12 protein-coding genes are annotated in these 13,212 nt (G+C 48.8%); 6 read left to right on the top strand and 6 right to left on the bottom strand.

Features of this window, described 5'->3' with window-relative positions; translation table 11 throughout:
• Nucleotides 1-221 precede the first annotated feature (221 nt).
• Both uvrC and AB1757_28965 read right to left on the bottom strand, forming a co-directional pair.
• On the bottom strand, nucleotides 222-2,063 hold the full coding sequence (uvrC, locus tag AB1757_28970; GenBank protein MEW6131098.1) for an excinuclease ABC subunit UvrC: 1,842 nt from the start codon (nucleotides 2,061-2,063) through the stop codon (nucleotides 222-224).
• A gap of 85 nt (nucleotides 2,064-2,148) precedes the next feature.
• Nucleotides 2,149-2,928 (bottom strand): hypothetical protein, encoded by a 780-nt coding sequence (locus AB1757_28965; GenBank protein MEW6131097.1) that lies wholly within the window; start codon nucleotides 2,926-2,928, stop codon nucleotides 2,149-2,151.
• A gap of 157 nt (nucleotides 2,929-3,085) precedes the next feature.
• On the opposite strand from AB1757_28965, the gene AB1757_28960 reads away from it, so the two are divergent.
• Together AB1757_28960 and AB1757_28955 are read left to right on the top strand one after the other, a co-directional pair.
• Nucleotides 3,086-3,769, top strand: coding sequence for an OmpA family protein (locus tag AB1757_28960; protein MEW6131096.1), 684 nt, complete (start codon nucleotides 3,086-3,088; stop codon nucleotides 3,767-3,769).
• Nucleotides 3,770-3,896: 127 nt separating this feature from the next.
• Nucleotides 3,897-4,829, top strand: coding sequence for a PfkB family carbohydrate kinase (locus AB1757_28955; protein MEW6131095.1), 933 nt, complete (start codon nucleotides 3,897-3,899; stop codon nucleotides 4,827-4,829).
• A gap of 82 nt (nucleotides 4,830-4,911) precedes the next feature.
• Here AB1757_28955 and AB1757_28950 read toward each other — a convergent pair whose 3' ends face one another.
• Entirely contained in the window at nucleotides 4,912-5,088 is a 177-nt protein-coding gene (locus AB1757_28950) for a PLDc N-terminal domain-containing protein (protein ID MEW6131094.1), read from the bottom strand.
• Nucleotides 5,089-5,310: 222 nt separating this feature from the next.
• Between AB1757_28950 and AB1757_28945 the strand changes: the two genes are divergently transcribed.
• Entirely contained in the window at nucleotides 5,311-6,687 is a 1,377-nt protein-coding gene (locus AB1757_28945) for a S8 family serine peptidase (protein ID MEW6131093.1), read from the top strand.
• 90 nt (nucleotides 6,688-6,777) lie between these two features.
• Here the strand turns inward: AB1757_28945 and AB1757_28940 are convergent, their stop codons facing one another.
• Nucleotides 6,778-6,978 carry a hypothetical protein gene (locus AB1757_28940; GenBank protein MEW6131092.1) on the bottom strand — a complete coding sequence of 67 codons (201 nt, stop codon included), beginning with the start codon at nucleotides 6,976-6,978 and terminating at the stop codon, nucleotides 6,778-6,780.
• 342 nt (nucleotides 6,979-7,320) lie between these two features.
• Here AB1757_28940 and AB1757_28935 point away from each other — a divergent pair, with 342 nt between their 5' ends.
• Together AB1757_28935 and AB1757_28930 are read left to right on the top strand one after the other, a co-directional pair.
• A complete protein-coding gene (locus AB1757_28935) occupies nucleotides 7,321-9,318 on the top strand; it encodes an Ig-like domain-containing protein (protein MEW6131091.1) in 1,998 nt (665 codons plus the stop codon).
• 207 nt (nucleotides 9,319-9,525) lie between these two features.
• Nucleotides 9,526-9,807: a transposase gene (locus AB1757_28930; protein MEW6131090.1), complete on the top strand. Its 282-nt coding sequence runs from the start codon at nucleotides 9,526-9,528 to the stop codon at nucleotides 9,805-9,807.
• Between the two features lie 109 nt (nucleotides 9,808-9,916).
• Here AB1757_28930 and AB1757_28925 read toward each other — a convergent pair whose 3' ends face one another.
• The gene (locus tag AB1757_28925) at nucleotides 9,917-10,054 is read right to left on the bottom strand and encodes a hypothetical protein (protein ID MEW6131089.1); all 138 of its coding nucleotides are present in this window, start codon (nucleotides 10,052-10,054) and stop codon (nucleotides 9,917-9,919) included.
• Nucleotides 10,055-10,161: 107 nt separating this feature from the next.
• On the opposite strand from AB1757_28925, the gene AB1757_28920 reads away from it, so the two are divergent.
• Nucleotides 10,162-11,640, top strand: a complete 1,479-nt coding sequence (locus AB1757_28920; GenBank protein MEW6131088.1) for a serine hydrolase domain-containing protein — start codon at nucleotides 10,162-10,164, stop codon at nucleotides 11,638-11,640.
• Between the two features lie 767 nt (nucleotides 11,641-12,407).
• On the opposite strand, the gene AB1757_28915 is transcribed toward AB1757_28920, so the two are convergent.
• Nucleotides 12,408-13,187 carry a hypothetical protein gene (locus tag AB1757_28915; GenBank protein MEW6131087.1) on the bottom strand — a complete coding sequence of 260 codons (780 nt, stop codon included), beginning with the start codon at nucleotides 13,185-13,187 and terminating at the stop codon, nucleotides 12,408-12,410.
• Nucleotides 13,188-13,212: the final 25 nt, after the last annotated feature.

Genomic DNA, 13,212 nt, shown 5'->3' with positions numbered 1-13,212 from the left:
CTTTTCGTGGAGTTGCAACTCCGTGCCAAACTATAGGCTAATCGCAAAAATCCGCCACTACATACACAAGTAGGAAAATGAATAACAGACGGGTATCTTACTGCTTTTTTTCGTTGAATTTGTTAAAGGGTTAAAGAAATTTAGAATTCAATAATGAAGTTTTTACCAGATAAATATCTAGGTATGACTATTAGAGATAGAGGCAAATACACCCTGCCCGTCTACTCGAAATCAGACTCGCGTTGTTCTTCAGCGATTTGTTTTTGCAGGTTCTCGAAATGTTCGACGATACGCTGTGCCTGGGTTTCGCCGACGAAGGGGCGAAGTTCGGCAAAGCTTGCCTCCGATACGCGCTTTAAACTGCCGAAATTGCGCAGCAATCGCTCTTTCAATTTTTCACCGACGCCCGGTATCGAAGTCAGTTCCGATTGAAAATCGCGCATCGCCCGGCGCTTGCGATGATAGGTGACGGCGAACCGATGCGCCTCATCGCGAATCTTCTGTACCAGATGCAACACCGGTGAATGATGGTCGATGCGCACCGGCTCGCTGCGACCTTTCACAAATAACAACTCCTCTTTTTTCGCAAGCGACGCCGTGGGCAAAGCTTCAAGTCCAAGTTCGTGCAACGCCCTGGCTGCCGCTGCGAGTTGCCCTTTGCCGCCATCAATCAACACCAGATTGGGCATCGGTCGCCCTTCTTTCAACAGCCGACCGTAACGACGCCCGACCACTTCATACATGGATTGAAAATCGTTTGCCTCGCCTTCGACCGAACGGACTTTGAATTTGCGGTAATCGCTCTTTTTCATCTCACCATCGACACACACCACCATCGAAGCCACATTTTCATCCCCTTGAATATTCGATATATCAAAGCATTCGATGCGCTCAGGCAGTTCCGGCAGTTCCAGCGCGTCGCGAAGTTCCTGCAACACCTTGCTCATATCGGGTCGTTGCACACGAAAGCGCTGATCGAAATTGAGGCGCGCATTTTTTTCCACGAGATCAATCAAATCGCGCTTCACCCCGCGTTGCGGCGAGATGATGCGAACCCGGCGTCCGCGTAGCGTCGTTAAAAATTCTTCGAGCAATTCGCGGTCTTCAAAATCCACCGGTGTGTGAACTTCACCCGGCGCGTAATCACTTCCGGCATAATATTGTTTCAAAGCCTGTTGAATAAAGGTCGCGGGGTCAAACGGGTCTAGGATGTCTTCCCAGTAAAATTCGCGTTTACCGACTACTTTGCCTTCGCGCATGGTAAACAACGCAAGCGCCAACTGATGCGATTCGCGGTAATACCCGAAAATGTCTATGTCATCATCGGACACCGTCATCATCTTTTGTTGTTCACCGAGTTTTGACAGGGCTTTTAACTGGTCTCGATAACGGGCAGCGGCTTCAAAGCGCATTTCGTCTGAGGCGCGCATCATGCGTTCCTGCAAAGTCTCGATAACCGCAGCGGTTTTGCCTTCGAGCAATAGTTCAACGTCCTGCACCGCTTCGTTGTAATGTTCGATGGTGCAGAGGTCTTTCACACAAGGACCCAAGCAACGTTTGATATGGTATTCAAGACAGGGGCGGTCGGCTTTGCCATCAATCTCCATAGTGCAGGTGCGCAATTGAAAATTGCGATTGATGATGTCGAGCGTTTGATAGGCAAGCGACGGCGGCAAGAAAGGTCCGAAATAACGCGAGCCGTCTTTTAAAATTTTACGAGCAATGATGGCGCGGGGCGCGCGTTCATTGGTGATTTTAATGTGCGGGTATTGTTTGTCGTCTTTCAACATGATGTTGAAAGGTGGGCGGTGTTTTTTAATGAGATTGCATTCGAGCGCCAGGGCTTCGATTTCGTTATCTACGACAATCAATTCCAAATCGGCGATGCGCGAAACCAGTTCATTGGTTTTAGCGTCGTGATGGCGCGAGTTTTGAAAATACTGGCGCACCCGATTGCGCAAATTTTTCGCCTTACCGACATAGAGTATTTTATTGCGTTCATCGCGATAGATGTAACAACCGGGCTGAATTGGCAGGTTAGCGAGTTTTTCTGAAAGGGTCATTTGTACTTTGTACTTTGTACTTTGTACTTTGTGCTTTACTGGCTCCCATAACGAACTACAAAGCACGAAGTTCAAAGTACAAATTTTAATCAATCTTTGCCACGGGTCGGTATTTGCCTTCGGCGAATTTAAAGCGGAAATTGCCGCCGAATTTGGGAATCTCTGATACGCCGCCACCTGATGCGAGGGTCGGGATTCGCAGCGCCCCTTCAAATTGTGAATAATCAATGGTCGCGTAAAAAGTTCGCAGTTTGGCGGCGTTTTTATCCAGGACATTGAGGTTATGAAGCGATTCGATTTTGATGGTCAGCACCTCGCCGGTCGCCGGGTCTAACATCACAACGCCTGCGGCAAGCGGTTGGTCTAAAACTTCGGGCTTGGGAATAAAGCGATACCATTTTTCGCTTTTCCGCTCAGCGACAACTTCCTGGTAATTGTAAAACTGCAACTTTTCCGGGAGCAGCGGGAAGAATGCCAAATCCCAAACCGCGCCAAATGATAACAAAGTTTTCTCTTCGGGATTGATGCGGTCTTTGGGATTACCTTTTTTATCGGTGTCTTCGACGACCTGCACATCAACCGGAATTTTGCCGGTTTTATCGGGTTGCATTTGCGGTTGCACGACCACTGTGGTTTCGCGTATCTCGTCATATTGCTCTTTGCCGTCTTTTAATTTAAATCGTTCAACGCGAATTTTCTGTTCATAACGACAACGGTCACGCACATAGAGCGAACGGTCTTGATTGGCGGCGGCTTTGCAAATCAATTCAGGCGCGGTGCAGTCGTTGCCTCTCCGGGTTGCCGTGGTCAACGATGAAAACAGCAAAATTGCCGATAAAATAAGGGCTGAAATGTTTCTTGCCAATGTCTTGACTCCTGGTGTAAAAACTTAGCTTGCAATCAAAAAGTATAATTGACTGTGAGATTCAACGGCAAACGCACCTTACAAGCCCGTGTCGGAATAATTGCCGCATTTGCCTCAATGAAAAAATCAATCTAGTAAAACGGAGATGGGATTCTTTATGAAATCAAAAGCGCTGCTTCTGGTCGCAGTTTTTTTTGCATTGTTATTTGTGAATGCCTGCGCCACCAAAAAATATGTTCGCAATCGCGTCAATGAACGCGCTGCACCGCTCGAAAATCGCACGGGCGAATTGGAAGAAACGTCGCGTCGCAATACGCAGGAAATCAGTCGCATTTCCCGCGATGTCGAAGATTTGAAACAACGCACAGACCGCGCGCAGGAACAGGCTGACCGCGCTGCATCGGCTGCCGAACAAGCCAACACCCGCGTCGCCGGGGTTGAAAAAAATGTCGATGATTTACGCACCAACCTCGATAAATACACCCTGCAAAAAAATGTGACGGTGCTCTTTGAAGCCAACAAAGCCGAACTCCTGCCCGAAGCGATGGCGGCGCTCGATGAATTGGCTTCGCAAATCAAAAGCAAAAACGGCTACCTGCTCGAAGTTCAAGGCTTTGCTTCATCGGAAGGTAAAATGGAACTCAATGAACAACTGAGCAATATGCGTTCGGAAGTGGTGAAGCGATACCTTGCCGAAAAACATAACATCCCGCTGTTTCGCATTTCGATCATCGGTTTTGGCGTGAGCCGTCCGGTTGCAGACAATTCAACCAAAGAAGGGCGCATGCAAAATCGCCGCGTCGAAATCCGGCTCTATACCAACAATGCGGTTGGACAATAAATCAGTAAGCAGTAGGCGGTAGGCAGTAGGCAGCAAGCCCGTATATTTTTAACTGCTCTACTAACTTCAATGAAAATCCTTTCAAAATTGGGCATTTCTGCCTACTGCCTACTGCCTACTGCCTACTATGAACTTTGGAATTACGCTTCCCGCGAACAAACCCTATGATGCGATTGCGCTCGGTCTAAATGCCGTTGACCACATTATCCTCGCGCCGCACTATCCGGCTTTTAACACCAAAATAAAATTGCTCTCACACGATTTACTGGCAGGTGGGCAATGCGCCTCGGCGATGGTGGCGCTTGCGCGCCTGGGGCTTAAAACCCGTTACATAGGCAAAGTCGGCGACGATGCCGAAGGGCGTTTTCAATTGCTCTCACTGGTTGAAGAGAATGTTGAATCGTCGTGCGTGAAAATGGTTGAAGACGCCGAAACTCAGATTGCTTTCATCATCGTTGACCAGCAAAGCGGTGAGCGCACCATTCTCTGGAATCGCGATGACAAACTCCTGATTGACCCGGATGAAGTTTCCCAAGAGGTTATTCAATCGGGGCGGGCGCTGTTACTTGACGGTCACAATGTCGAGGCGTCAATCCGAGCCGCCGAGTACGCGCGCGCCGCAGGCATTCCAACAATCATCGACATCGATAATATTTATGACGGCGCGGAACGCTTGTTACCGCTGATTGATTTTTTAATCTCTTCAAGTTCATTTCCCGAACGCCTGACCGGCGAAAAAGATTTGCGAACCGCTTTGAAAATTTTGCATGAAACAATGGGTTCGATGTTTGTCGCAGCAACCCTCGGCGCACAAGGCATACTGGCTTATTTCCAAAATGAATATCTGCACGTTCCGGCATTCGCAATTCAGGCAGTGGATACCACAGGCGCGGGCGATGCTTTCCACGCCGGATTCATTTATGGATTGTTGCAGGGATTTTCTGTGGAAGAGACGTTAAGAACGGCGCACGCGGTGGCGGCATTGAAGTGTCGAAAAATCGGCGCGCGAACCGGTTTGCCAACCCTTGATGAACTTAATGAATTTTTAAGTTCAAATTAATCCTGAATCGTCAGGACGCCAAATTCGCCAAAAATATTTAATAACCCGCTTGGCGAATTTGCTCTCCTGACGATTTAGCGAATCAATATCCCTTATCGCGGAAGACCAACAAATAGACGCCCGCGCCAATAAACGGGAAAAATAGTATAAGAACAATTAACACCGCTTTGGTGAAATTATCGTGACGCGATTTCAGCACATTGCTGATAGCGATGACATCCAAAACGATGATGATAATTGTGAGAAGCAAATTGAACATGACTTTAAAACTCCTTATTTTCCTGAGCGGTGTGCTGTGAATTGTGGCTGGTAGCACACTTGCTTTGACCGCTACGCCTCGATGTACGACGCGCCGATTTTGAAAGTTCACGAAGTTATTTGCAAGATTCATTCGCTGGGTTTGCTTGACGTTAAAATTTGCAAAAGCCTAAAATCACCAGTGCAACGCTCCCGTTTCCAATCATCCATTCGAGGTTTCGCTTTGTATCGTTTCATCTTCACTGTTTTTTTACTCTTCATTTTTATCACCGCCACCGCGCTTCCACTTCCAATCCCGGCGGTGAGGGCATCGCAAAGTGAGGCAAATTTTGAACTGTTACAAGGCTATCTCGATGCCGCGCCGGACGGCATGGATGTACGTTATGCGTGGACGCTTGCCGGTGGAAAAGCTGAAAACGTCGGCATCATTGATATAGAGGTCAATTGGAATCTTCGGCATAACGATTTGGTTACGCCCACTGCAAATCCGCTGCTTTTTGTCGAAGGGTTTGACCCGCATCCCGAACTCACAAAAGACCACGGCGCAGCCGTGCTCGGTGAACTCATTGCCGCAGATGATGGCATAGGCGTAACCGGCATTGCCCCTCGCGCCCATATCGGATTGATTAATCCCTTACCGCAACAAGGCTCGGTCTCGCAAATCGCCGCTGCCATCAATCAGGCGGCTCGCGCTCTGCAAGCCGGTGACATCCTGTTAATCGAAGACCAGTCCGCCAAAGGGCCAAGGCTGAATCCGCAAACCGGTACAGGGCTTTTGCCCATCGAATATGAACAGGATGTTTATACTGCGATTAAAGACGCCACCGACCGTGGTATTGTGGTGATTGAACCGGCGGGCAATGGCGCGGAAAATCTCGATGACCCAATCTATAACAATTTATTCAATCGCAATCGCGATTCCGGTGCGATACTGGTCGGCGCAGGATTTCCGCCTGTGAATTTTTTTGCGCGCGGAACCAATCTCTCGGCGACCGATGAATCGAATTACGGTTCGCGTGTCGATGTGCAGGGTTGGGGACGCGGCATTGTCACCTGCGGGTTTGGCGATTTGCAAAATAGTGATGGAGAAAATAATTTTTATACCTCGAAATTCGGCGGCACTTCGGGGGCAAGCGCGATGGTTGCCGGTGCTGCAGCGGTTTTACAAAGCATCATCAAACAACGCGGTCTGCAACCGCTCACCTCGCAGCAGATGCGTTCATTGTTCAGGTCAACCGGAACCTTGCAAACCGGCAATAAAGTGATTGGACCCCGTCCAGATTTACGAAAAGCCATCGCGGCGCTTGAATCTACTGACCAACCGCCGCGCATTACCTTTGTGAAGTTCAAACCGGGCGCGGGTAAATTGATTGTCGAAGGCGAAAATTTTATTCCCGGTGATGCGGTGATTGAAGTGAATGGCGTAGCGGTGGCGAAGATGAAATACCCTGCGGAATTTTTCCTGCCCAACGGCACGACGACTTATCTGTTAGCCAAAGGACAAACAACCTCAACGGTTCCCGGTGGAGTGGATTTGAGCATTACGGTTTACAACCGCAGCAAAGACCGCCGCTCGGAACCTGTGATTTATCGTTATTGAGCTAAAAGAAATTAAAGAGATGCAGGAAGGATGTTGTTGCTTTGTTCCTGCATCTCTTCGTTCACAAGTAGAATTTGGATTCGGGGAGTCTCAATTCACATTGCCAACGCTGTAACTGTAGCTGAATCCACCACTGAGCACGCCGAAGACAATCGCCAGAATAATCAACGCTGTCCATGCCAGCATCAAATTCTTTCCGACCTTATCCGAATTCATCCATCCCCAGATGAATCCATAAATGCCACAGATAAATCCAAGAATCGCCTTGATTGGCCCCTCGGTTTGAAACATTTTCACAACAACCATGATTAAACAAACGAGTGAGCCTAGTTGGCACAGCAAAGCCAAAATACCCATTTAAATTTCCTCCATTTTTGTTTACAGACAAACTTTACTGAGCCTGATAGACTCAGCTATGCATCAAGTCTTTTCGGGTGAAGCACGGGAAAAATACAGAACAGGAAGCGATGTAGCAAGGCTCAGATAAAAATATTTGAGAAACCCTAAAGAAAATATTTGCGTAGAGTTGATTTACAAAAAGCGAGCACTCCCGAGTAACCGCAAATGATTTGCGCGGCTCAGGCATTACCCCATAGAATGGCTCGGAACACACCAGCCCATTTGGAGAGAGTTATGCAAAGAAAATTGTTTTCTACTATCACCTTGTTTTCACTATTGATTTTTAACCTATCCGGCTTTGCCTTCGCCCAGCAAAGCAAGGTTAAAAAAGTTGAAGTGACTCCGAACAACACCGAATATGAAGTCGGACAGCAGATTAAATTTTCCGCCGTTGGCAAAGATGAATCGGGAAAGGGGGTCACCGATAAAGCCCTGTTCTGGTTCGCCCTACCATCGGATGTCGCTGGCGCAGATAAAGACGGCAATGTCACTTTCTTTACCTCCGGCGAAGTTACCGTCGGCGCAGTCATTGGTGGACAGATCGGTTATGCGAAAGTTCGCGCCAAACCCGGTCGCGTGACCAAAATTGAAATCGAATCACTCACTGTGCCTTTAACCGTCGGCAGCAATGCCAAACTCCACGCCACAGCGCGCACCGCAAATGGCGATCCGCGTAGCGACGTGACCTTCAAATGGGCATCCAGCAATCCGGCAATTGCCACGGTCGATGGCGCAGGTGTCATCACCGCCATTAAACCCGGCAAAACCAAACTCACCGCCAGCACCGACACCAGTGCCGGTGAAATCAATATTGATGTGGTTGCCAACCCTGTGCAAAAACTTGCGGTCGAACCGCAATCCATCAACGTGCGCACCGGCGACGTGGTGCGATTCAAAGTCAACGCCAGAGATGTGAAAGGCGCTGCGGTTGCCAATCCTTCGGTGCGCTGGGCGGTGAGCGGCAATGGCGCGATGATTGAAGCCGATGGCGCATTCGTAGCCGAAACGCCCGGCACTTACATCATCACCGCAATCAGCGGCAATAAGGTAGAAACGGCTTCAGTGGTCGTTGTGCCGCGCAATGCCGAACGCGAAATCGAAGTCGTCGGTCGCGCCCCGGTGAAAGATTTTATGGCTGCCGAACAATGGATTTTCGGCAACTACGCCTACCTTTCAACCATCACCAATAAACTGCTGGTCTATGATATTTCCGACCCGACGAAACCGAAACTCACAGACAGCATCGAAGTCGATGCGCGAATTACTAATGACATCAGCACTACTGCCGATTTCAAAATCGCCGTGATGTCACGCGAAGGCGCATCCAATCGCAAAAACGGCATCGTCTTTTTCGATACCTCTGACCCGGCGCACCCGAAAAAAATCAGCGAATACACGGAAACTGTTTCCGGCGGCGTGCATAGCGCCTTTGTTGATGGTCACTATGTTTATCTAACCGATGATGCGACGGGTTCGATGCGGGTGATTGATTTCAAAGATGTGAAGAATCCCAAAGAGGTCGCGCGCTGGCAAGTGAATTCGGTTATTAAACCGGTTGATGCTGAAGGCGGCGCAGGGCTTGCCGGTCGTTACCTGCACGATGTTCAGGTGGTTGATGGTTTGGCATATCTCGCATACTGGCGTGATGGGTTGGTGATTTTGGATGTTGGCAAAGGCATCAAAGGCGGTTCACCGGAAAATCCGCAACTCGTCAGTCAGTATCGTTTCAACCATTCGGAACTTTATGGCGATGGGTGGATAGCCGGAACCCACGCGGTCTATCGTTACAAAAACTATGTCTTTCTTGGCGATGAAGTATTCCCGATTGCAGGCAATTTATTCGAGAGTAAAGAGCGTTTCCCGGCGCGCGGCATTGTTCACATCATCGATGTGTCCGACATTACCAAACCGCGAAAAGTTGCAGAGTACGCGGTGCCCGAATGGGGTTCACACAATATGTGGGTGAAAGATGACATTATGTACATGGGTTATTATGGCGGCGGCGGTCGCGTTGTAGATGTATCGGGAGAACTTCGCGGCGACCTCTATCGTCAAGGACGCGAGATTGCCAAAGTTTATACAGGGGCGCTTGATGGCTTCCATCCTAATCAGGCATTTTGCTGGGGCGCGCAACCTTACAAAGACATGGTTTTCTTCAACGATGTCAACACCGGCATCTGGATTACCAAATTAGGAAAACCAAAATTTAAAGGCTCGACAACCACGCCCTGATTAAAGATTCGATTTAATTTTTCCTTGCTTGAACAAAGAGCAAGGTCTGGCAATTGGCACAGACCTTGCTCTTTTCTTTTGGCGATGGATGAAAAACCGTCGTGGTTGTTTTTTATACATCCTTTTTGAACAAGATGATGGGTTGTCATACATCAATAATTTCATTAAAAATTGCCGCTACAGTTAAAGGCGCGCGTCGCGTCGTCAATGAAATTACGATTAGCTAAAGCGCGCTTGACCTCAGCCAGTTATCAACAATTCCTGACTCAGGTGTTGGCGCAAAGTGACCGACTCATCGTCTTGATTCAAGATGGGGCACGCTATCACACCTCGAAGGCGATGCAGGAATTTTTTGCTCAACACGCTGACCGCCTGACGGTGTATCAGTTGTCGAGTTACTCGCCGGACTTCAACCCGATAGAGAGACTGTGGAAGAAAATCAAAGAGCCAGAAACCCACCTGCATTACTCTCCGCCTTTGAATCGTTGAAAGAAAAGGTCGAGCAGGCGCTGGTGAAATTTGCCAATGCGCCAAAAGATTCTGGCATTATTCGGCTTTTGCCTTAGGCTTTGACTTTACAATCCGATTTCTCAAGAAATCATTTTCTTAAAGCTATAGAACCCTCTTTCGGTTGGCTGGCGCGCGTGACGTTGCGCTCATCCATCAGTGCCTTGAAAACCAGCAGGAAATTTAAATCCAGAGTTCTTAAATTCATGATGTGAATAGCGGGTATCATAATAATCCATCAAACAAATAATTAAAACAGGCGCTAATCCCTTCGCCGTGAGCATAAAATTAGCTGGAAACTTAATCGCCGTACTTAACCGACAAAGGAGTTTTACCATGAAACGATTTTCATCAAAAATCGGGTCGTTACTGATTTCACTATCCCTTTTGCCGTCGCTGGCGATGGGGCAAGCGGCGCAGACCCCGTCCCCCGACAGCCCCGCCCTGCGCCGGGCACTCGAACTGGCGCGCGTCATCAGCGCCGGCAATCGCGTCGAGGCAAAGAAATATGTTACGGAAAATTTCGCGCCGTCTTATTTACAAGGGCGTATGGATCGAATCCTGGACTTCATTTCGCAGCGTTATGACTGGTCGCGCGGATTGGATTTCCACAGTATCAAGGAACAGAAGTCGAATGAGGTGAGGGTCTATTTTAAAAACCGATTACCCGGCTGGACGGTCATCATCGCACGTGTCGAGCCTGAAGCCCCGAACCGCATCTCCGCATTTGGCTTCGGTAAGCCGATCGGCCCGGAAAACACTCGGCTGACTAAAAAACTGTCGAATGAAGAGATCGCCAAAGAACTCGACGCCTACCTGCAAAAACTCGCCGCCAATGATCTCTTCTCTGGAACCGTGTTGGTCGCCAAAGACGGCAAGCCGTTTTTCCGCAAGGTCTATGGCGTCGCCAATAAAGATTTCAACGTCCCCAACCGCATTGACACCAAATTCAACCTCGGCTCGATGAACAAAATGTTCACCTCGGTCGCCATCGCCCAATTGGTCGAACGCGGCAAACTCTCTTTCGATGACCCGCTCGCTAAATTCCTCCCCGACTACCCCGATAAAGAGTCGGCGCAGAAGATCAAGATCAAACAGCTGCTCTCGCACACGGCGGGATTGGGCAGCTATTTCAACCAAAAATTCTTTGAATCGTCGCGGGAAAATTACCGAACCGTTGACGACATGATGAAGCTCGCCGAGGGTGAGAAGTTACAGTTTGAACCCGGCAGCCGGTGGGCATACAGCAACACCGGGATGCTCGTGCTCGGCAAGGTCATCGAAAAAGTCACCGGGCAGAGCTATTTCGATTACATCCGCGAAAACATTTACAAACCTGCCGGAATGACCAACTCGGACTGTTACGAACTCGACAAAGTGAACACGAACCTCGCGGTCGGCTATGAAAAAGCGTACGCCGACGACGGCATCCACTTTTCCAATAACATCTTCCAACATGTGATGCGCGGCGGCCCCGCCGGCGGCGGCTACTCCACAGTTGATGATTTATTTAAATTCGACGTGGCATTGCGTTCGGGCAAACTGGTCGGGCAGGAGATGGTAAAGACGCTGCTCTCGGCAAAACCGGAACTCAACTCCCCCGAGTACGGCTATGGGTTTCAGATCGATAAAGAGCTTTCCATCGCCGGGCACGGCGGCGGGTTCCCGGGCATCAGCTCGAATCTGGATATGTTTTTGAACAACGGTTACACGGCAGCGGTGATGTCGAACTATGGTTTGGCTGCCACTCCGGTGACGGAAAAGATTCGCGAACTGGTGATGGCAGGACAGGTGACGCAAAACGCCAAGCGTTAAGTCAATTCGCAACCCGTTTGCGTCGGGTTTCGCCTTACGAGTTGGCAGGGTCATGCTGTTTTCATATAAGCAACAGGGGTTTTCATTGTTGCAATAGAAGCGGCAGCTTGAACTTGTTGATTTGAATCAAAGCCGCCTTGCCATAACTCGTGAGGTGAAATTTTCACGAGTTAATTCGAGATTTGCATGAACCGTGCATCCTGTTTCATAAGCTTCAATAACCAGCCAATAAATATCGGCTGGGAGAGGGTCAGTCATTATTGCCTCCAAAAATATTAATCGGTCTAACCTATGCACCGCGAGCACAAGCCACAGTAAGCTCTACGCTGCCGTCAGGTGAGGAGGAAACCTATGGCGCTCTTTGAACAGCAAAATCAGGGTCTGTAAAAAAATGCTTAACTGAATTTAGAATGGCTTCAGTTATTAATTATGCGATAAAACTGGTCACCGATACTCGAAAGTATCCCGGTTATTTCTTTGGGCGCCAGGTGAGAAGAAAATTCTGCAAAAAGGCAACTGGTTAAAGAATATTTTTTTGTAAGCCAAGGTGTGGCGTGAAATCGGCGTTGAGGCGTTAGAGTGCGGATAACATCACCTATGTTTGAATCCGACGTAATTCCACTTATGAGACGTATAGGCAAAAAGCGGTGGAGGAGAATAAATTTATCTCATGAAATCTGACTTGATTTCGGATGATTTGCAACGACCTCAAAAATTTTCAGTTGTTTAGAAACCTCCTGATATTTTTTACTTATCATTCCAATACGTTATGACCAGCCCATTAATTTCGCAATCACCTGATAAGCTTCGGGGTCGTCCGGGAACATCACGGGCATATCGGTTGACCGCTGAGTTTTATTGCCAACCCGTTTCACCATCGATTTCACAGGACAGCCACAGGCGCTGAAAATAAAGGTGATTTCACGTTCGCCGCCATCTTCCCACATATCTTTCACCAACTTGTTTTGCCCAAACACCGGCGATTCGAGAATCGGCACTTTATCGGCTTTTGAAACATCGATGGTGTAAGATGGCGACATCAACACCCGCAAAGTTTTTTGCGGCATCGGCGTTGACATAGGGGTTATCGTGGCATCCCATAAAACTTCGCCCGTGCGTTTGAATATCAATTTGCCTTTGCCGGGTTTTTCGCTGCTCACGTGCATCTGCATATGCAACAGCTTGCCATCCGGTGTCGGTTCACCATAAGCATCCAATATCGCAAAGGTGCGCCCCGCGCCATCATCGGGTTTGTATTGCCGTTCAATCTGCTTTAAGGCTTCGGCAATCGTTGGCAACTTGCTTTTGCCAAAATCCAACTCAACCGTCACCATCACGGCTTTGGCGACTTCCATTGTAATCGGCGCGCCTACAGGTGACGGCTGTGTTGGTTGGCTATTCGGTTGCGGAGCAGGTGGGGTTGGGGTTGGCGTGGTTACCGGAGGTTGTGAGGCGGTTGGATTTCCGGTTGGCGGCGGATTTTCTTTACAGGCGCTTAAAAATGAAATGAGCACCACACCCGTTATCAACCAAAATAATTGCTTCAAACGCAGCATTGAAAGAATTCGTGAG

Source organism: Acidobacteriota bacterium, from assembly GCA_040754075.1.
In the GTDB taxonomy this organism is placed as follows: domain Bacteria; phylum Acidobacteriota; class Blastocatellia; order UBA7656; family UBA7656; genus JBFMDH01.
This window is presented reverse-complemented; position numbering and strand designations above follow the sequence as displayed.

Excerpts from the sequence above, each read along its gene's own strand:
- uvrC (MEW6131098.1), bottom strand. The coding sequence starts at position 2,063 with ATGACCCTTTCAGAAAAACTCGCTAACCTGCCAATTCAGCCCGGTTGT.
- AB1757_28960 (MEW6131096.1), top strand. The coding sequence starts at position 3,086 with ATGAAATCAAAAGCGCTGCTTCTGGTCGCAGTTTTTTTTGCATTGTTA.
- AB1757_28955 (MEW6131095.1), top strand. The coding sequence starts at position 3,897 with ATGAACTTTGGAATTACGCTTCCCGCGAACAAACCCTATGATGCGATT.
- AB1757_28950 (MEW6131094.1), bottom strand. The coding sequence starts at position 5,088 with ATGTTCAATTTGCTTCTCACAATTATCATCATCGTTTTGGATGTCATC.
- AB1757_28940 (MEW6131092.1), bottom strand. The coding sequence starts at position 6,978 with ATGTTTCAAACCGAGGGGCCAATCAAGGCGATTCTTGGATTTATCTGT.
- AB1757_28935 (MEW6131091.1), top strand. The coding sequence starts at position 7,321 with ATGCAAAGAAAATTGTTTTCTACTATCACCTTGTTTTCACTATTGATT.
- AB1757_28930 (MEW6131090.1), top strand. The coding sequence starts at position 9,526 with ATGAAATTACGATTAGCTAAAGCGCGCTTGACCTCAGCCAGTTATCAA.
- AB1757_28925 (MEW6131089.1), bottom strand. The coding sequence starts at position 10,054 with ATGATACCCGCTATTCACATCATGAATTTAAGAACTCTGGATTTAAAT.
- AB1757_28920 (MEW6131088.1), top strand. The coding sequence starts at position 10,162 with ATGAAACGATTTTCATCAAAAATCGGGTCGTTACTGATTTCACTATCC.